The organism is Acidobacteriota bacterium (assembly GCA_004299485.1).
Classification (GTDB): domain Bacteria; phylum Acidobacteriota; class Terriglobia; order Terriglobales; family SCQP01; genus SCQP01.
The window spans coordinates 61,439-79,256 of record SCQP01000012.1; the positions used below are offsets into that span (position 1 = coordinate 61,439).

The following is a 17,818-nucleotide window of genomic DNA, read 5'->3' on the forward strand; positions in this document are numbered from 1 at the left end:
GCTAAGACTCTATTGTGGCTGTGGACGTATGGGACCCTGCTTCGCGCTGCGCGCTTCGCAGGGTGCCGCTGCTGCTGCGCAGCAGCGGCAGCGGCTTCATTACGGTGCGGTTGAGGATGGGGGCGATCTGGCGGACCGACTGCATCAGTGCGGCAAATTGCTCCGGGTACAACGACTGCATGCCGTCGCTGAGGGCTTCTTCGGGTTTGGGATGGACTTCGATGATGAGGCCGTCGGCGCCGACGGCGATGGCGGCGCGGCCGAGGGGCGTGACCTGGTTACGCTTGCCGGTGCCGTGGCTGGGGTCCACGAGGATGGGCAGATGGCTGAGGCGCTGGACCGCGGGGACGATGCTGAGATCGAGGGTGTTGCGGGTGTGGTCGGTAAAGGTGCGGATGCCGCGCTCGCACAGCGCCACCTGGTAATTCCCTTCCGCCATGATGTATTCGGCGGCCTGCAGGAGCTCGTCGAGGGTCGCCGAGAGGCCGCGCTTGAGGAGCACGGGTCTGGAGGCGCGGCCAGCGCACTTGAGGAGCGAATAGTTCTGCATGTTGCGCGCGCCGATCTGGATGACGTCGGCGTAGCGGGTCACCAGATCGAGGGAGCGTTCGTCGATGGCTTCGGTGACGATGAGCAGGCCGAAGCGATCGCGGACTTCGGCGAGGATCTTGAGGCCGTCTTCTTCCAGACCCTGGAAGGAGTAGGGCGAGGTGCGGGGCTTGAAGGCGCCGCCACGGAAAAAGTGCGCGCCGGCGGCGGCGACGGCGGCGGCGGTGGCGAAGGTTTGCTCGCGGGTTTCGACCGCGCAGGGGCCGGCGATGATGGCCAAATCGGGACCGCCGATGGTGGCGGCGTAGCCGGGGAAAGAGATAACCGTGGTGTCGGGGCGCAACTCGCGGCTGACGAGCTTGTAGGGCTTGGTGACGATAATGACTTCGGCCACGCCGGGCATTTCGCCAAAGGCCGCCGGCTCGACCGGGCCCTGATTGCCGGTGATGCCGATGGCCGTGCGCTGCGCGCCGGGGATGGCGTGCGGGCGCATGCCCAGATAGGTAATGCGTGCGCAGACGGCCTGGATTTGCTCTTCGGTGGCGGCCGGCTGCATGACGATTAACACGTTTATCAGTTTATCAGTTGGTCAGTAAAAGGCTCGTCCGGCGGGGTCGTCGTGGGGTGCGGACCGCGTCGCTCGGGGGAATGGGGTAGGCTGCTGGGATGGGTTCTTTCGAGGGGTTGCTGGCACGGTGGTTGCCGGAGTATGGCTGCGAGCCGGGCGAGGAGGTGGTGGCAACGCTGGCACGCTATCTGGAGCTGGTGGCGGCGGCGCAGGGGCGGGTAAGACTGGTGGGATCGATCGAACCGGAAGTGCTGGTGCGGCGGCATGTGGGGGAATCGGTGGCGCTGCTGCGATTGTGGCACGGCCACCACTTGCTGGAGCCGCCCTCCCGGTGGTCGGGCTGTGGCCGAGCGTCGCTCCCCGGCAACGGACGCCCGCTGGCGCTCAGGGCGTCTCCAAGTTGCCGCGTGTGGGCGCTTACGGGTGGGCGGGTGGTGGACCTGGGGTCGGGGGCGGGATTTCCGGGGCTGGTACTGGCGCTGGTGCGACCAGAACTAGAAACTACATTAGTAGAAGCAACGCACAAGAAGGCGGTATTTCTGGAAGAGGCGGTTGCGGAGCTGGGGTTGGCGGGGCGGGTGAGGGTGGAGAACCGGTTTGTAGCGCGGCAGCCGCCACGCGGGGAACGCACGCCGATCGCGGGGGCGGCGTTGGTGACGGTGCGGGCACTGGAGGGGATGGAGGAGGCGCCGCGCTGGCTGGGGCGCTGGTTGGACCCGGAGGCCGAGGCCGCTTTTTGGGTTACGAGGGAGCGGGCGGAACAGTGGCGGCGGCAGTATCCGGCGTGGCGCTGGGGCGCGTTTGAGGCGCTGCCGGGAGCGCACAGCCGGGGCCTCGTGCTGGCGCAAAAACCGGCGGGAGTGTAGCCCGCGCGGGCGGGCACGCGACCGGCAGGCCAGGCCATATCAGGGGTGGCTCGCCACTTTTTGCCCTGGTCGCTCCCGATGGTCGCTTGGAGTGCGGGCTTCGATTCCCGGCAGGGTCCGCCCGCTGGCGCTCCGGGCTCCACCGAGCTGCCGCCACTGGTTGTGCTCTGGGGAGTGTTCCACGTGAAACACTCCAGCGGCCGGCTGACTGACTGAGAACGGCCGGGAGGAGGCGCCGCGCGGACTGGGGCGCTGGCTGGACCCATGTTTCACGTGAAACACTTTCTCCCTCGCCCGGTCGAACTGAAAAGTGGCTCGCCACTTTTTGCCTTGGTCGCTCCCGATGGTCGCTTGGAGCCCGGGCTTCGATTCCCGGCAGGGTCCGCCCGCTGGCGCTCAGGGCTCCTCCGAGCTGCCGCCAACTGATGTACTGACAAACTGAAATACGGTGCGCTACACTCATCGCCATGGCTCGCGTGCTGGCGATTACGAACCAAAAGGGCGGCGTAGGCAAAACTACCACTGCCATCAATCTTGCCGCCTCGCTCGCCGCTGCGGAAGTCGCCACCCTGCTGGTGGACTGCGACCCCCAAGCCAACGCTTCAAGCGGGTTGGGCGTGCCGCCGGACGAGGGGCGGCCAAGCTTGTACCAGGGGATGCGCAGGGAGGCCGATGCAGCCTCCCTCATCGTTAAGACGGCGATGGAGGGGCTGGATCTGATCCCCTCGAGCCGGGACCTGGTCGGCCTCAATCTCGAGCTGGTCAATGAACCTGAGCGCGAGCTGCGGCTGCGGCAGCTCCTGGCGCCGCTGGCGCCACGCTACCAGTTCATTCTGCTCGATTGCCCGCCAGCGCTCGACCTGCTGAATTTAAACGCCTTAGTGGCTGCACACGCCCTGATTGTGCCGATGCAGTGCGAGTATTTTGCGCTGGAAGGGGTGGCGCAACTGGTGCGGACGGTTGAGGCAGTGCAGCAGAACTGGAATCCGGAGCTGGAAATCGCCGGGGTGCTGTTTACCCAGCTCGATGAGCGCACGAATTTGAGCAAACAGGTAGCCGACAGCCTGCGGGCGCACTTCGGCGATCGGGTGTTTGCCACCGCCATTCCGCGCAACATTCGGCTGGCCGAAGCTCCCAGCCACGGCTTGCCTGCACTACTCTACGATTTGCGCTCGCGCGGCGCCGAAGCTTACTTGCAACTAGCCCATGAGGTGATTCAACGTGAACAAACCCGCTTCACCGCCGCCAGTCCCGCGTAAAGCGCTGGGCCGCGGTCTCGATGCTCTGCTGGCGCGGCCGGCAGCGGCTGCTGCAGCGACGCAGACAGCCCCAGCCCACGACCGTGATTTGCGCGAAATTCCGGTCGCGTTGGTTGACTCGAATCCCCACCAACCGCGGCGGCAGTTTGATGAGACCGAACTGGAGGAGTTGGCCAGCTCCATTCGCACGCAAGGGGTGCTACAGCCGATTCTGGTGCGTCCAAAGGGGCAGAAATTTGAGCTGATTGCGGGCGAGCGACGCCTGCGGGCGGCGAAAAAGGCCGGATTGGAGCAGATTCCGGCGATTGTGCGCGTACTGCCTGATCTGCAAGCGATGGAGGTGACTATCATCGAGAACCTCCAACGCGCGGATCTGAACCCGATTGAGCAGGCTACGGGGTTTCAGCACCTGGCGCAGCGGTTTGGAATGACGCAGGAGGACATTGCTCGCGTCAGCGGAAAAGACCGGGCGACGGTGGCTAACTTCCTGCGATTGTTGCGACTGGAGGCGGATGTCGTCGAGCTGGTTCGGAGCGGCAAGCTTACGCCCGGGCAGGCGCGGCCGCTGCTGGCGCTGGCGCCGGAGACGCAGCGCGAGCTGGCGCGGAAAATCGCCGCGGAAGCCTGGCCGGCGCGCCGCGTGGAGCAGCATGTCGCCAAGCTGCAAGCACCGCCTGCACCGGCCCAGCCGGCGCCGGTGCGTGATCCTAACGAGCGCGAAGCGGAACTACAGTTGGCGCGGGCGCTGGGGACGCGCGTGGAGCTCAAGCCGGGACCGCGTGGCCGGGGCGCGATCGTGGTCAATTACGCGTCGCTGGATGAGTTTCAGCGGCTGTTTGAGCGGCTGACCCATTCCTGAGGGTTCTTTGTGGCACGGCCACCTCTTGTTGGAGCCGCCCTCCCGGTGGTCGGGCTGTGGCCGAGCGTCGCTCCCGGCAATGGACGCCCGCTGGCGCTCAGGGCGCCTCCTAGTTCCCGCGTTATGCCAGAATGGAGGCAATTGCTGATGTCACGCCTCCTTGCTCCTTTCGTTCTGTTTACTATCTTGATTCTGCCGCTTGGGGCCCAGACCTCCGCCCCGGTCCCAACCGAACAGGCACGGCAGGATAAGCTGGCCTCCATTTTGGAGATTCAAGAGCCGGGGCAACAGCTTCGCGCTCTGGAATCCTTCGCGCAGCAGTACCCGAAAGCGCCGGAATTGGGCGACGTTTATAATGCCGTCATCCAGGACGCGGTCGCGCTCAACGACGATAACCTGATCCTGGTCTATAACTTAAAGCTGGAGCAGCTTGACCCTGGCAACCTTGCGCAACGGGTCAAGGTCCTGAATCTGCTGCTGCTCGAAACCGACGCCGCCCATAAGCAGCAGACGGCGGCGCAGGCCGCCACGTTCGCCCGGATGGTTGAGGCCAAGACGCAGGAAACGCCGCCGAAGTCGATGGGACCGGCGCGCTGGCGGCTGGACATGGCGCGGCTGCGCTCGCTGGCCGGCCTGTTCCAGGGAGCGGCGGCGCAGGCGCTGGGGCAGTATCCGCAGGCGGAGAAATTTCTGGTGGCCAGCCTGCAGCAGAGCCAGACGGAGGAGGCGGCCCAGCACTTAGGGGATGTCTATGTGGCGCTAGGAAAACTTCCGCAAGCGGTGGATGCGTATGCGCTCGCACTGGCGCTGCCGGGACAGACGATCCCGGAGCGCGCCAAGCTGGAGCAGACCGCGGGCGGGCTCTACGCCCAGATCCACAACGGCAGCCGGGTGGGGTTTGGCGACCTGATCCTGCAGCGGTTCGGCGATGTGGCCGCGCGCGATGCCGAGCAGCAGCAGACGCTGCATCCCAATGCCGAGGCGAACGCCAATGCCACCACGGCGGGCCAGTTCGTGCTGACCGCGCTCGATGGCGCCAAGCACAGCCTCACGCAGGAAAAGGGCAAGGTGGTGGTGCTGGATTTCTGGGCGACCTGGTGCGGTCCCTGCAAGGTGCAGCACCCGCTGCTGGCGAAGGTGGCGGGGCAGTTTGCAAATAATCACGACGTGACCTTTATTGCGATCAACGAGGACGAAGAGCGTTCGCGGGTTGTGCCCTTCCTCGATACTCAGCACTGGAAGCACACCACCTGGCTCGACGCCGGACTGGGCGCGTTTCTGGGGGTGGAATCTCTGCCGACGACCATGATTCTCAACCCGGAGGGACTGGTGGTGTACCGGCAGTCGGGCTTCATTCCGGGCACGTTTGTGGCCACGCTGCACGCCGCCATCGAGCGCGCGCTTAAAGCCAGCGACGCGACGGCGGCGAATTAATCGAGCAGCAGGGCGAGTGTGGCTCGCCACTTTTTGCCCTGGTCGCTCCCGATGGTCGCTTGGAGTGCGGGCTTCGATTCCCGGCAGGGTCCGCCCGCTGGCGCTCAGGGCTCCTCCGAGCTGCCGCCATCGGCGGCCTCGGCAAACGCGCGGAAGATGCGTGCGGCTTTTCCTGATGTCAAAGCCGCAGGCGCTTTGTTCCGCCGGGCTACAGCGGGGCTGGTTTTGCTCTACCGCCAGGCGGCTTTTACGGGGACTTGGTGGAGGTCGCGCACCTGCGGTGGCCCGGCAGCGGACGTGGCAACGCGGCCCACCTCTGCTAGCCAGATGCCGTTGGATTGCGGCGGCTCGAGCGGGCCGAATACGGTGCTGCCGTCCGAGCAGGCGTAGGTGCCGATGCGGCCGGCGGGGCCGGGGGGGCGGGTTCCGGTAAATGGCCGGCAAACCGCGCCGTCGGCGAGCTCGAGGAGCCAGGGTTGGGGCGCGATGCGGGCGGGAATCGGTTCGTGCGGGAGCGGGAGGGTCAAGGCAAGCGCCAGGGGGTGCGCCTGAGCCGGATCGGCGGGGTTGGCGCCGCAGAGCAGGTCCGATTCGCCGGCGATTTCAAAGCAGGGGTCCTCGATCCGGTTGCCGAGGGTGCAGCGCCAGGCGTCGGGGCGAGCGGGCGCGGCGATAGAGTGCGTCCAGCAGGAACCGCTCACGCGCTGCGCGCGCGGCGGGACGGCGGCGGGAAGAAACGTCACGATGCGGGTGCGCGCGGGCGAGCAACCCGCGAGCGCAACCGCTGCCGCGAGCAGAACCAACCGCCGGTTAGATGCCACCCTGATTGCCGCCGAGAACACCGCCGAGGATCGCGCCCAGCGCTCCGGCGCCTGCCATGCCGGCGACGCCGCTCCCGCCACCTTGCACGCCGGCGGCGGCGACGATGCGGCTGGCGAGGCGGTCGAACGACAGCGTCTGGAGAATGACCGTGCCCGGGCCGGTGAGGACGATGAAGAACATACCCTCGCCGCCGAAGAGCAGGTTCTTGAAGCCCTTCACGAACTCGATGGTGTACTGCACGCCAGCGTCAAAGGCGACGACGCTGCCGGTATCGACGCGGATCTGCTCGCCGGGCTGCAAGTCGAGCTTGATGAAATGGCCGCCGGCGTGGACGAGCGCGTCGCCCTGACCTTTGAGCGTTTGCAGAATGAAACCTTCACCGCTGAACAGGCCGTAGCCGAGCTTTTGGCTGAAGCCGACCGAGAGCGTGACCTGCGGCGAGCAGCAGAGGAAAGAATGGCGCTGGCAGAGCCACTCGCGCGCACCGATCTCGAGGCGGTGGATGGTGCCGGGATAAGGTGCGGCAAAGGCGGCTTCGCCGGCGCCGTTCTGGGCGGTGAAGTGCGCCAGGAAAAACGAGTCGCCAGCGAGCGCCCGCTTGAAGCCGGACATCAAGCCGCCGCTCATGGCGGTGTTCATGTTCACGTCGCCGCGCATGTAGAGCAACGCGCCGGGTTCGGCCATGACGCTCTGGCCCGGAGCCATGGTGACGACCGCGCCCTGCATCTCGTAGCCGACAACTTTATAGCGGGCGTCGCCGATGGCGCCCTCGGTGGGCGTTACCGATGAGGAAGAAGCGGCCACGAGAGCGGGCTGGGGGGCGCCGCAAGCGGGGCAGAAGCGGTCGCCGGCGGCGAGGGATTGATGGCAGGCGGGGCAGGAGGGCATGGGTTGACTATAACGCGCTCTCGATTCGCGCCGGTCAGCGCGGCAGGTCGGTGCGGTAACCGGCGCCGCGTACGGCTTTGAGCTGCAGGTGGGCCGCAGCACAGGTGGCGAGGCGGGCGCGGAGGCGGCGGATGGCGACATCGACGGCGCGCTCGGTGATGAAATGCTGCGGCGCCCAAACGGCGTCGACAATCTGGCGGCGGGAAAACACCTGCCCGGGCGAGCGCAGGAAAAAGGCCAGCAAGCGGAATTCAGTGTCGCTGAGTGCCAGCTCCTGGGCGCCGCAATAGGCGCGCTGGGCGCGCAGGTCGAGGCGCAGTCCGCCGGCGGTGAGTTCCTCTTCGGCGCTGGCGGCGGTGCGCAGGCGGGCGCGGATGCGGGCGGCGAGCTCGCCCGCGCTGACCGGCTTGCCGAGGTAATCGTCGGCGCCCAAATCCAGGCCGCGGATGCGGTCGGGCTCGGCGCCCAAGGCCGTCAGCACCAGCACGGGCAGCTCGCGGCTGAAGGGGCGGCGGCGCAGCTCGCGCAGGATCTCGAGGCCGTGGGCCTGGGGCAGCATGAGGTCGAGAAGCACCAGTTGCGGGCGCCAAGTGGCGACCTGATCGAGCACGCCCGCGCCGGTGGCGTTCAGGGCGACTTCGTAGCCTTCGCGGGTCAACTGGAGCCGCAGGAGCGCGCCCAGATCAGCGTCGTCCTCGACCACGAGGATGCGGGCGGGCAAGCTCATGGCACGGGCGGAGGGGCGGAGTGATGGCGCACATCGACGCCTTCCAGCCAGAAAATCACGTCTTCGGCGATGTTGGTGGCGTGGTCGGCAATGCGCTCCAGGTTGCGGGCGATGAACATCATGCCGAGGTTGGCTTCGACCTGGGAGGGCTGGGAGACGATGGCGCGCGTGAGGCGTTCGAAGATTTCATCGCGCATGTGGTCGACTTCGTCGTCGCCGGCGAGCACCTGCCGCGCCAGGCCGGCATCGCCCGGCACCAGGGCATCGAGCGCCGAGCGCAGCATTTGGTTGGCGCGCTCCGCCATCAGAGGCAGATCGACCAGCGGCGGCGCCAGGGGCTGGCGCAGCAGGCGTTCCGCGCCCTGGGCGATGTTGACCGCCAAGTCGCCCATGCGCTCCAGATCGTTGCTGATTTTGAGGGCGGCGGCGACGAAGCGCAGATCCACGGCCAGGGGTTGCTGCAGGGCCATGAGCCGCAGCGCACGCTCGCCGACTTCGAGTTCGGCGCGATTGATCTCCGGCTCCAGCTCGCGCGTCACCGCCGCCGCCAGCGCGGGTTCGCGGTCGAGGACGGCGTGCAGGCTGTGCTGCACCGCGGTCTCCACCAGGCCGCCCATGCGCAACAGCAGATCGCGCAGTTCATTGAGTTCGCGTTGGAATTGCTCACGTGGCATGGATTCACTTTAGCCGAAGCGGCCGGTGATGTAGTCTTCCGTGGCCTTGTGGACGGGTTGGGCGAACAGGCGCGAGGTCGCACCGGTCTCGACCACGCGGCCGGAGAGAAAGAAGCAGGTACGGTCGCTCAGCCGCGCCGCCTGCTGGAGGTTGTGGGTCACGATGACGAGGGTGTAACGTTCCTTGAGCTCGCGCGCCAGGTCTTCGATGCGGGCGGTGGCGATGGGGTCGAGCGCACTCGCCGGCTCATCCATGAGCAGGATCTCGGGCTCGATGGCCAGCGCGCGGGCAATGCAGAGCCGCTGCTGCTGCCCTCCGGAAAGGGCGAGGGCGGGGCGGCGCAAGCGGTCCTTGACCTCGTCCCATAGGCCCGCGCCGCGCAGACTCTGCTCGATGCGTTCGGTTTCGCCGCGGCGGCCGCGGGCGAGGCCGTTGATGCGCAGGCCGAAAGCGATATTGTCCCAAATGGAGAGGGGGAACAGGTTGGGGCGCTGAAAGACCATGCCGACGCGCCGCCGCAATTGCATCAGGTCGGTGCCGGGCGCATAGATGTCCTGGCCATCGAGGAGCACTTCGCCCGTGAGGCGGGCGCCGGGAATGAGCTCGTTCAGGCGGTTGAGGCAGCGCAGGAAGGTGCTCTTGCCGCAGCCGGAGGGCCCGATCAGCGCCAGGATTTCGTTGCGCTTCACCTCGAGATCGACGCCGAACAAGACCTGATGCGCGCCATAGAAAAAATCCAATTGGCGCACACTCATGCAGGCTGTAGCCGCGGGCGGTGCGACGGGGATGGGTTGCGTGGTCACGAGGCTGCCTTTTCCTGGCGCGGGGCCCCGCTCGGCTGCGCCGAGCGGCTCGCGCGCTCCACCAGCGGCAGGCGCACACGGAAGGCGCTGCCGGCGCCCAGCGTGGACTCGACGGTGACCTCGCCGCTGTGCTCGTGGACGATGTGCTTGACCAGGGCGAGGCCGAGGCCACTGCCGGACCGGCCGGGCGCCGGCTGGACGCGATAAAAGCGCTCGAAGATGCGGGGCTGATCGCGGGTGCTGATGCCGGCGCCGGTGTCGCGCACCAGGAATTCGTAGGCGCCCTGGCGGACGCCCCCGCTCAGTTCGACCCGCAGCCGATGGGTCTCCACCGGCGAGTGGCCGTGGAGGATGGCGTTCTCGAGCAAATTGAGCAGCACGCGCTCGAGCGCGGGCGCATCGCCGCGGATTTGCCCCGGTCCGAGCGCGCCCTGGCGCAGCGTGACGCCGCGCTCGCGCGCCAGGGGCGTGACCACGGCCAGGGCGGGCGCGGCCAGCGCTGCCGCCTCCAGCGCCGCAAAGTGGAACGGATAGGTGCCCGTCTCCAGCGAGGACAGAGTGGCCAGATCGCCGATGAGGCGCGCGAGGCGCCCGGCGTTGTCGGCAATCACCGCGAGCCAGGCCGCACGGTCGGCGGCCGGGGGTTCGGGCTTTTGCGCGAGCATCTCGGCGTAGCCTTGAATGGAGGCGAGCGGCGTGCGCAGTTCGTGCGAGATGGCGGCGATGAAATCGCGGCGGGTGGTTTCGAGGCGCACGGCGGCGGTGATGTCGCGGGCGCTGACCAGGCAGCCGCGGCCTGCCGCGCCAGCCGCTTGACGCTCGGCCGGGCTGGGGGCCCCGAGAGCTCCAGCCCAGCCCCCGCGCAGCGCCAGCGGCGAAATCCGGAGTTGCAAGGTGCGCTCATCGGGCAGGGGCATGCGTCCACTCCAGGGTTGGCCGCTGGCCATCACCTCGGCCGACCGGCGCAACAGCAGCGGCAGCCGCCGGGGTTGGGGCAGAAGCTGGGCGGCGGCGGCATTGGCGAAGCGGACCTGCTGACGCGGATCGAGCACCAGTACCGCCTCCTCGAGGCGGTCGAGCACGGCAGTCAACAAGGCGGGAGACAGACCTTTGGTCATGCGACCTCCTGCCGGCTGCCCCACCAGCGCGCGCACAGGCTGAGGCTCACGATGAGCACGATCAGGGTCAGTGCCGCCGCCCAGGCTTGCCGGTGCCAACCATCATAGGGGGAAATGGCGTAGTTGAAGATCTGCACCGTCAAGGAGGCCATGGGCTGGTCCGGGCGCAGATTCCAGTGCGAGTTGTTGAGGGCGGTGAGCAGCAGAGGCGCGGTTTCGCCCGCGGTGCGAGCGACCGCGGTGAGCGCGGCGCCGACCAGGCCACTACGCGCCGCGGGCAGCAAGACCCGCCGCCAGGCCTGCGCCGGAGTGGCGCCCAGCGCCAGGGCGCCCTCGCGGTAGCTGGACGGCAGCGCGCGCAGCGCCTCTTCGGAGGCGCGCATCATGACCGGCAGCAGCACCAGCGCCAGCGCCACCGCACCCGCCAGCCCCGAGAAGCGGTGCATGGGCACCACGAGCAGCAGATAGACGAACAGTCCGGTAACGATGGTGGGGATGCCGGTGAGCGTGTCGGCGGCAAAGCGCACTGCAGGCGCCAGCCGTTCCCTTCCCCGCTCGACGCAATAGACCGCCGCGGCCAGGCCCAGCGGCAAGCCGATGAGCATGGCGATGGCGAGCATCTCGATGGTGCCCAGGATGGCGTTGCCCATGCCGCCGCCGTTCTGGCCCGGCGGAGCCGGCAGATGGGTGAGAAACTGCCAGCTCAGCGCACCCACGCCTTGCCGTAACACGTAATAGAGCACCAGCGCGAGCGGCGCGAGCACGATCGCGGTCGCGACCGCGCACAGGGCGAGGCCGGCTACGTTCGATCCGCGGCGCCAGGCGTGTCTCATGCGGCCTGCACTTGTCCGCGCGCCAGGCGGACCATCAAGCCGCGCGCGACGAGATTAATGATGAGCGTCAGTGCGAACAGCACCAGCGCCAGTTCGGTCAGCGAAGAAATATAAAGAGGCGAAGTGGCTTCGGTGAACTCGTTGGCGATGACGCTGGCAAGACTGTAACCGGGAGCCAGCAGCGACCCGCTCGCGGCCGGATTGTTGCCGATCAGCATGGCCACCGCCATCGTCTCCCCCAGCGCCCGCCCGATGGCCAGCAGGACGCCGGCGGCCAGCCCGGAGCGGGCTGCCGGTACAAGAATGCCGGTGATCAACTCCCAGCGCGTCGCTCCCAGCGCATAGCCCGCCTCGCGCTGCGCCCGCGGCACTGCCTGCAGCGCATCGCGCCCGAGCAACACCACGAAGGGCAGGATCATAATCGCCAGCACCAACCCCGCGGCGAGATAGCCGACGCCGTAGGGGGCTCCCTGCAGCAGCTCCAGGCCGCCCGCATGGGCGCTCAGCCAGGGTTCGGCGGATTGTTGCAGCCAGGGGACCAGCACGAATAGGCCCCACAGTCCATAAACCACACTCGGGACCACGGCCAGCAGTTCGACGAGATAGCCCAAAGGTCCCCGTAACCACGCCGGCGCCAGCTCGGCAAGAAAAATAGCCACACCGATTCCCAGCGGCGCCGCCAGTAGGATGGCGATGGCGGTGGTGAACAGCGTGCCGAAGATAAACGGCCAAGCACCGAAGTGCTGAAACACCGGGTCCCAGGCGCTGCTGAACAGAAAATGCCAGCCGAAAGCGTGGCGGGAGGCGAGCGAGTCGCGATACAACTGAATACCGAGCGCAATCAGAAGCGCGGGAAGCGCCAGCGCCAGTACGCGCAAGCTCCACGTGAAGGAGGCCTGCCGCAGGCGGCCCGAAGGGGTGCGGACACGGACAACGGCGGTGTTCACAGCTTCAGTATCCCTGCGTTACCCGCCCGTGCCGCCGCGCCGGGGCGGTTGTCTTCGATCTGTAATATTCCCCCGCTCGATTGACTGGCGCGGGGCCTGGCGTGGCTATGCCACGCCACCCGCTTGACGCTCAGCCGGGCCGGGGACCCCGGGAGCCCCAGCCCGGCCGGGTCCGCGCCTCGTAGTTTGCCGGGGGCGGGCCGCCACTGGGTAAATTTCGCGGCCTTCCGCGCCGATTTGTACCACGGTGCCAGCGGCGCGGCCCCCGCGTCCTGTCTTCGTTCTGTAACCGCACGCGGCAGCCAAGCCGGGCAAGATGAAGCCAGCCTATGAAACGACACCGATTCTTTCTCTCTGCGCTGTTGCTGCCGCTGCTGCTGGCGGGGGCGGGCGCGCAATCGACTCCGGCTTCGCCGCTGGGCTTCAAGCTCGGCGACATGCAGGTCACCCCAGGTGGCTTTATCGACTTCACCCTCTTCTATCGCACCACCACGGTGGGCAGCGGCATTGGCACCAACTTTGCCGGCATCCCCGCGAACAACAGCATCGCGGGGCGGCTGAGCGAGTTTGGCGAGAGCGTCCAGAACTCGCGCCTGACGCTCAAGGTCAGCGCGCCGTCGGGCCACTTATACGGCTATCTCGAAACCGACTTTCTGGGCAGCGCCCCCGGCAACGTGGCGGTGAGCAGCAACTCCAATACGATGCGGATGCGGGTGTTCTTCGTGGATTACCAGCACGGCGCATGGGAGCTGATGGCGGGGCAGGACTGGAGCCTGCTGACACCCAGCAAGACTGGTCTGTCCCCGATGCCCTCGGACGTGGCCTATGGCAGCACGGTGGACACCAACTATCACGTGGGTCTGACCTGGGCGCGGCAGCCGCAGGTTCGGCTGCTCTATCACGCTTCGCCGAACTTTACGCTCGGGCTGTCGTTCGAGAATGGCCAGCCCTATGCGGGCGGCAGTTCGGGCGCGCCCAAGGTGACACTGCCGGGCGGCGACAGCGGTCCGTATGCCAAGCAGGTCAACACCGGCAGCTCCGGCTTTGGCGCCTCCGATACCACGCCGGATATCATCGCCAAGGTGGCGTACGATTCAGCGCCCGCCGGACACGGCTGGCACCTGGAAGTTGCCGGTCTGGAAAGCCAATTCCGGGTCTTCAATCCGGCGCTCAATCGCACCCAGCACGCTGCGGGCGCGGGCGTGGAAGCGGATGCCGCTTACTCGTTTGGCGGCGGGCTGCGGCTGTTCGCCACCAGCTTCTTCGGGGACGGCGGCGGCCGCTACTTCTACGGCATGGCGCCTGATCTCATCATCCGGCAGAACGGCGCGCCGTCGCCCGTGCTCAGCCAAGGCGGCATGCTGGGCGCGGAGGTGTCGCTTGATCCCGCCGACAAACTTTATGCCTACTACGGTGGCCTTACGATTCATCCCAACTTCGATCTCTCCGGCGCGACGCCGGTGGGCTACGGGTATCCGGGCGCGTCCACCGGCCAGAACCGCAGCCTGCAGGAAGCGACGCTGGGGCTCAACCATACGTTCTGGAAATCGGCCCGGCTCGGCTCGCTGCAATTGATGACGCAGGCCTCCTATCTCGTCCGCACGCCGTTCACGGCAGCGGATGGCGCCCATGCCCACGCGGTGATGGGTTTTGTCAATTTGCGCTACACCCTTCCCTGATTTTCTGTCACGAGAGCCAAACATGAAAACCACACTTCTTCTCTGTCTTTTGACCTTGGGCGCGGTGGGCCAGACCCTCACCGGCGCAGGCAGCACCTTCATCTATCCCATCATGTCGCGCTGGGCGGCGGCGTACGAGCAGGCGCACCCCGGCGTCAGCATCAACTATCAATCCATCGGCAGCGGCGCCGGCATCGAGCAGGTGCGCAACCGCACGGTCGACTTCGGGGCCAGCGATGCGGCGCTAACCGACGAGCAACTCAAGACCATGCCGCCGGTAATTCAGATCGCCGAAAGCGCCGGCCCGGTCTGCATCATTTATAACGTGCCCGGCTTGCGCGCGCCGCTGCGGCTCACGGGCGCGGCCCTGGCGGGCATTTATCTGGGCCAAATCCGCTACTGGGATGCGGCGCCGCTGGCGGCGGCCAACCCGGGCGTGCATTTGCCGCATGTTCCGGTGCTGGTGACGCATCGTTCTGACGGCAGCGGTACGACGGCGATCTTCACGAGCTATCTGGCCAAGGTCAGTCCCGAGTGGCGGCAGCGGACGGGCGCGGGCCTGGCGGTACGCTGGCCGGTCGGCCTCGGAGGCAAGGGCAGTGAAGGGGTGAGCGGGCTGGTGAAGCAGATGCGCGGCACGATCGGCTATGTCGAGCTTTCCTACGCCACCACCAATCATCTCGGCACGGCGCAGATCGAAAATGCCGCCGGCCACTTCATCACAGCCTCAGCGGACTCGGCGACGGCGGCGCTGGCGGCGAGTGCGAAGGTGCTGGAACGCGACCTGCGCACGCCGATCACGAACGCACCCGGCGCGGCCTCTTATCCGATCACCGGGCTGACGTTTCTGATTCTGCCCAAAAATGCCGCGAACGCCGGCAATCAGCGCGCGCTGCGGCAATTTGTCACCTGGGTGCTGACTCATGGCCAAAGCCAGGCACGCGCGCTCGGGTACGCACCGCTGCCGCCGGCGGTGGTGCGGGTGGATTTGGAAGCGCTCAAAGGCTAGTGGCGGTGGAGGTCTTTGAGGATTTCGCGGGCGGCGTTGTGACCGGGGGCACCGGTCACGCCGCCGCCGGGGTGGGCGCCGGAGCCGCATAGGTACAGGCCCTTGAGAGGCATGCGGTAGTTGCCATAGCCCAGGGCGGGGCGGGCGGAAAACATCTGGTCGAGGGTGAGCGCGCCGTGGAAGATGTCGCCGCCGGTGAGGCCGAAGGTGCGCTCGAGGTCGAGCGGAGACAGGGCACGGCGGCCGAGCACGGCGGCTTTGAAGTTGGGGGCGTACTGGGTTACCGTCTCGATCATGAGGTCGGCGACTTCTTCGCGGTGGTCGTCCCAACTGGCGCCATCGGCAAGGACGGGCGCGACGTGCTGGCAGAAGAGGCTGGCGACGTGCCGGCCTTTGGGGGCGAGGGAGTCATCGAGGGTGGAGGGGATGAGCATTTCGATGATGGGCGCGCGCGACCAGCCGAAGCGGCGGGCGTCGAAGTAGGCCTGCTCCATGTACTGGAGCGTGGGCGCCATGATGATGCCGCCGGTGTGATGATCGCCCATGACGGCGCTGGGCAGGCAGAGGAAGTTGGGCAGCTCGGCAAGCGCCACGTTGACGTGGAAGGTGCCGGAGCCGCAGCGGTACTGGCGCATGTGGGCGAGGAAATCGGCAGGGACGGCGCCTGCGGGGACGAGGTGGCTGAAGAGCAGCTTGGGATTGACGCCGGCGGCAACGACGCGGGCGCGGTAGACGGCACCCTGATCGGTGATGGCGCCGGCGGCGCGGCCATTTTCGACGATGACCTCATGCACGGCTTCGCTGACGCGGATTTCGGCGCCGCGCGCTGCCGCGGATTTGGCCATGGCCTGGGTGATGGCGCCCATGCCCCCGACGGCGTGTCCCCAGACGCCTTTTTTGCCGTTGGTTTCGCCAAAGACATGGTGCAGCAGCACGTAGGCGGAGCCGGGCGTGTAGGGACTGGCGTAGTTGCCGACGATGCTATCGAAACCGAAGACCGCCTTGATGGGGTCGGAGTCGAACCAGCCGTCGAGATAATCGCCGGCGGAGATGGCGAACAGACGCAGCAGCTCGCGGCGATTGGCGGCATCGAGCTGCAAGATGCGCTTGCCGAACTTGCCGGCGCGCAGCAGCTCGGGCAGGGCTTTGGTCCAGCCGCCTCCAGGCAAGTTGGGCGGGGTTTCCAGTACCAGCTCGCGCAGCAGGGCGGCGAAAACTTCGAGTTGTGAGCCGTAGCCCGCTAAACGTTCGGCGTCGCGCAGCGAGAATTTCGCGACTTCCTGGGCGGTGCGGCCTTCGCCGACCAGGAGGTAGCGGCCGTCGGCGGTCGGCAGAAAATTCGAGACGCGGCGCTCGAGGATGCGCAGGCCGTACTTGGCCAGCTCGAGGTCGCGGATGATTTTGGGGTTCAGTAGCGAGACGGTGTAGGCGGCGGCAGAGTTGCGGAAGCCGGGGAAGAATTCTTCGGTGACGACGGCGCCACCGACGACAGCGCGCCGCTCCAGCACGATGACCTTAAGGCCTGCGGCAGCGAGATAGGCGGCACAGACGAGGCCGTTGTGGCCGGCGCCGAGGACCAGAACGTCGCAAGTGATAGGATTCGCCATGATTTGGATGGGCTAGGAAGTGAATTGGTAGGTGCTGCCGGTACAGCAGAGGACGAGCGCGTCGGGCATTTCCTGCTTGGCGAGGTCGATGAAATTCTGGCCGCTGCAATGCATCGGCAGAACGTAGTCGGGGGTGAAGGTTTTCAAGGCTGCCATTTCCTGCCGCAGGTAAGCTTCGGGCGCGGGGCCGAGATGAAAGCCGCCGACGAGAGCGTGGATTTTGTCGACACCGCTGACCTGGCGGGCGCGCAGCAGCGTATTAATAATGCCGGCATGGCCGCACGAGGTGATGACGACGAGGCCGCGGTTGCGCAGGTGAAAGCAGGTTGCCTGTTCGTGCCAGTGCTGATCGGGCACGGGCGAGCCGGCGAGCTCCTGGGCGGTGAAGTGATGATCGTGATAGGCGGAGGGGTTGCAGCCCAACCCAGCCTTACGACCGTATTCGACCCAGGTATTGGGCAGGACGTGCTCGAAGCTGACGCGCGGAATGGCGCCGGTGGTGAAAGCCTGGCCGGCGACGACGAGCGGAGCTTCGGAGAGCACGGGTTCCACGTCGAGCGCCTGGAGTTTTTTGCGGTCGAGGGGCGTGCCGAAGGGGGTAAAGGTTCCGTCGGGGTTGCGGTTGTAGCGCCAGCAGAAGTTGCCCTCGCCGCCGGTGTAGAGGCGCAAGCCGGGGCGCATGCGATCGCGGTCGGTCTGCAGAAAACCCAGTAAGCCGCCGCTGTGATCGTAATGACCGTGGCTGAGCAGGAGGGCGTCGACGGGTGCGACGTCGATATCCATGAGGGCGCGGTTGTTGGCGTATACGTCGGAGGTAAAACCGAAATCGAGCAAGTAATTGCGGCGCTCGGCGCCGGCGCGCGAGGCGAGCTGTAAGGCAAGGCCCCACTCGCTCTCGAGGGTTTTGCCGCGTGCGGCGGCGGCGGCGCCGGTGAAGCGGTGTACGGCGAGGCCGGGCTTGGTGACGGTGCGCAGAAAAATATCCTGCTGGGTGTCCGTAATCTCGCGGATGGTCAGTTCGTCGACCACGGGCACGGGCAGCGGCCCAGTGGTAGAGGCGGCGGAGTTGGTGAGTGCTCCGGCGACGAGGAGCGATCCGCCGGCGAGTGCGGATTGTTGCAAAAAGCGACGGCGACTAAGGGGTTCCATCATTCACCGGTTGACAGAGGCGGGCA

Annotated in this window: 17 protein-coding genes; 6 read left to right on the forward strand and 11 right to left on the reverse strand. The window is 67.0% G+C overall.

The window, feature by feature from the left end; all coding sequences use genetic code 11:
- Position 1 precedes the first annotated feature (1 nt).
- On the reverse strand, positions 2 to 1,117 hold the full coding sequence (aroF, locus tag EPN33_08380) for a 3-deoxy-7-phosphoheptulonate synthase (protein TAN22276.1): 1,116 nt from the start codon (positions 1,115 to 1,117) through the stop codon (positions 2 to 4).
- Positions 1,118 to 1,215: 98 nt separating this feature from the next.
- On the opposite strand from aroF, the gene EPN33_08385 reads away from it, so the two are divergent.
- From EPN33_08385 to EPN33_08400, 4 genes are all read left to right on the forward strand, one after another.
- Positions 1,216 to 1,983, forward strand: coding sequence for a hypothetical protein (locus EPN33_08385; GenBank protein TAN22277.1), 768 nt, complete (start codon positions 1,216 to 1,218; stop codon positions 1,981 to 1,983).
- A gap of 467 nt (positions 1,984 to 2,450) precedes the next feature.
- Positions 2,451 to 3,242 carry a ParA family protein gene (locus EPN33_08390; GenBank protein TAN22278.1) on the forward strand — a complete coding sequence of 264 codons (792 nt, stop codon included), beginning with the start codon at positions 2,451 to 2,453 and terminating at the stop codon, positions 3,240 to 3,242.
- Positions 3,205 to 4,101: a ParB/RepB/Spo0J family partition protein gene (locus EPN33_08395; GenBank protein TAN22279.1), complete on the forward strand. Its 897-nt coding sequence runs from the start codon at positions 3,205 to 3,207 to the stop codon at positions 4,099 to 4,101. Before EPN33_08390 ends, EPN33_08395 begins: the two co-directional genes overlap by 38 nt.
- 123 nt (positions 4,102 to 4,224) lie before the next feature.
- Complete coding sequence (locus tag EPN33_08400) at positions 4,225 to 5,535, forward strand: redoxin domain-containing protein (GenBank protein ID TAN22280.1); 1,311 nt, start codon at positions 4,225 to 4,227, stop codon at positions 5,533 to 5,535.
- 230 nt (positions 5,536 to 5,765) lie between these two features.
- Here the strand turns inward: EPN33_08400 and EPN33_08405 are convergent, their stop codons facing one another.
- Genes EPN33_08405 through pstC form a run of 8 tightly spaced genes read right to left on the reverse strand, consistent with a single transcriptional unit; the run spans position 5,766 to position 12,306 of the window.
- Complete coding sequence (locus tag EPN33_08405; protein ID TAN22281.1) at positions 5,766 to 6,356, reverse strand: hypothetical protein; 591 nt, start codon at positions 6,354 to 6,356, stop codon at positions 5,766 to 5,768.
- Positions 6,346 to 7,245: a TIGR00266 family protein gene (locus tag EPN33_08410; protein ID TAN22282.1), complete on the reverse strand. Its 900-nt coding sequence runs from the start codon at positions 7,243 to 7,245 to the stop codon at positions 6,346 to 6,348. Before EPN33_08410 ends, EPN33_08405 begins: the two co-directional genes overlap by 11 nt.
- A gap of 34 nt (positions 7,246 to 7,279) precedes the next feature.
- Positions 7,280 to 7,972, reverse strand: coding sequence for a response regulator transcription factor (locus EPN33_08415; GenBank protein TAN22283.1), 693 nt, complete (start codon positions 7,970 to 7,972; stop codon positions 7,280 to 7,282).
- On the reverse strand, positions 7,969 to 8,646 hold the full coding sequence (phoU, locus tag EPN33_08420) for a phosphate signaling complex protein PhoU (protein TAN22284.1): 678 nt from the start codon (positions 8,644 to 8,646) through the stop codon (positions 7,969 to 7,971). The genes EPN33_08415 and phoU overlap by 4 nt, the downstream gene beginning before the upstream one ends.
- A 9-nt stretch (positions 8,647 to 8,655) precedes the next feature.
- Positions 8,656 to 9,402 (reverse strand): phosphate ABC transporter ATP-binding protein, encoded by a 747-nt coding sequence (gene pstB / locus EPN33_08425; protein ID TAN22359.1) that lies wholly within the window; start codon positions 9,400 to 9,402, stop codon positions 8,656 to 8,658.
- Between the two features lie 44 nt (positions 9,403 to 9,446).
- Complete coding sequence (locus EPN33_08430) at positions 9,447 to 10,568, reverse strand: hypothetical protein (GenBank protein ID TAN22285.1); 1,122 nt, start codon at positions 10,566 to 10,568, stop codon at positions 9,447 to 9,449.
- Entirely contained in the window at positions 10,565 to 11,401 is an 837-nt protein-coding gene (gene pstA / locus EPN33_08435; GenBank protein TAN22286.1) for a phosphate ABC transporter permease PstA, read from the reverse strand. Before pstA ends, EPN33_08430 begins: the two co-directional genes overlap by 4 nt.
- Positions 11,398 to 12,306, reverse strand: a complete 909-nt coding sequence (gene pstC / locus EPN33_08440) for a phosphate ABC transporter permease subunit PstC (protein TAN22360.1) — start codon at positions 12,304 to 12,306, stop codon at positions 11,398 to 11,400. The genes pstA and pstC overlap by 4 nt, the downstream gene beginning before the upstream one ends.
- Before the next feature lie 371 nt (positions 12,307 to 12,677).
- Here pstC and EPN33_08445 point away from each other — a divergent pair, with 371 nt between their 5' ends.
- Both EPN33_08445 and pstS read left to right on the forward strand, forming a co-directional pair.
- Complete coding sequence (locus EPN33_08445; protein ID TAN22287.1) at positions 12,678 to 14,027, forward strand: hypothetical protein; 1,350 nt, start codon at positions 12,678 to 12,680, stop codon at positions 14,025 to 14,027.
- A 22-nt stretch (positions 14,028 to 14,049) separates the two neighbouring features.
- Positions 14,050 to 15,036, forward strand: coding sequence for a phosphate ABC transporter substrate-binding protein PstS (pstS, locus tag EPN33_08450; protein ID TAN22288.1), 987 nt, complete (start codon positions 14,050 to 14,052; stop codon positions 15,034 to 15,036).
- On the opposite strand, the gene EPN33_08455 is transcribed toward pstS, so the two are convergent.
- The gene (locus EPN33_08455) at positions 15,033 to 16,643 is read right to left on the reverse strand and encodes an NAD(P)/FAD-dependent oxidoreductase (protein TAN22289.1); all 1,611 of its coding nucleotides are present in this window, start codon (positions 16,641 to 16,643) and stop codon (positions 15,033 to 15,035) included. The two genes, pstS and EPN33_08455, sit on opposite strands and share 4 nt — an antisense overlap.
- Positions 16,644 to 16,655: 12 nt before the next feature.
- Positions 16,656 to 17,795: an MBL fold metallo-hydrolase gene (locus EPN33_08460; protein TAN22290.1), complete on the reverse strand. Its 1,140-nt coding sequence runs from the start codon at positions 17,793 to 17,795 to the stop codon at positions 16,656 to 16,658.
- Positions 17,796 to 17,818: the final 23 nt, after the last annotated feature.

Bases quoted from the DNA above. Each gene is read 5' to 3' on its own strand.
- EPN33_08385 (TAN22277.1), top strand. From the start codon at position 1,216: ATGGGTTCTTTCGAGGGGTTGCTGGCACGGTGGTTGCCGGAGTATGGC.
- EPN33_08390 (TAN22278.1), top strand. From the start codon at position 2,451: ATGGCTCGCGTGCTGGCGATTACGAACCAAAAGGGCGGCGTAGGCAAA.
- EPN33_08400 (TAN22280.1), top strand. From the start codon at position 4,225: ATGCCAGAATGGAGGCAATTGCTGATGTCACGCCTCCTTGCTCCTTTC.
- EPN33_08410 (TAN22282.1), bottom strand. From the start codon at position 7,245: ATGCCCTCCTGCCCCGCCTGCCATCAATCCCTCGCCGCCGGCGACCGC.
- EPN33_08415 (TAN22283.1), bottom strand. From the start codon at position 7,972: ATGAGCTTGCCCGCCCGCATCCTCGTGGTCGAGGACGACGCTGATCTG.
- phoU (TAN22284.1), bottom strand. From the start codon at position 8,646: ATGCCACGTGAGCAATTCCAACGCGAACTCAATGAACTGCGCGATCTG.
- pstB (TAN22359.1), bottom strand. From the start codon at position 9,402: ATGAGTGTGCGCCAATTGGATTTTTTCTATGGCGCGCATCAGGTCTTG.
- EPN33_08430 (TAN22285.1), bottom strand. From the start codon at position 10,568: ATGACCAAAGGTCTGTCTCCCGCCTTGTTGACTGCCGTGCTCGACCGC.
- pstA (TAN22286.1), bottom strand. From the start codon at position 11,401: ATGAGACACGCCTGGCGCCGCGGATCGAACGTAGCCGGCCTCGCCCTG.
- EPN33_08445 (TAN22287.1), top strand. From the start codon at position 12,678: ATGAAACGACACCGATTCTTTCTCTCTGCGCTGTTGCTGCCGCTGCTG.
- pstS (TAN22288.1), top strand. From the start codon at position 14,050: ATGAAAACCACACTTCTTCTCTGTCTTTTGACCTTGGGCGCGGTGGGC.
- EPN33_08455 (TAN22289.1), bottom strand. From the start codon at position 16,643: ATGGCGAATCCTATCACTTGCGACGTTCTGGTCCTCGGCGCCGGCCAC.
- EPN33_08460 (TAN22290.1), bottom strand. From the start codon at position 17,795: ATGATGGAACCCCTTAGTCGCCGTCGCTTTTTGCAACAATCCGCACTC.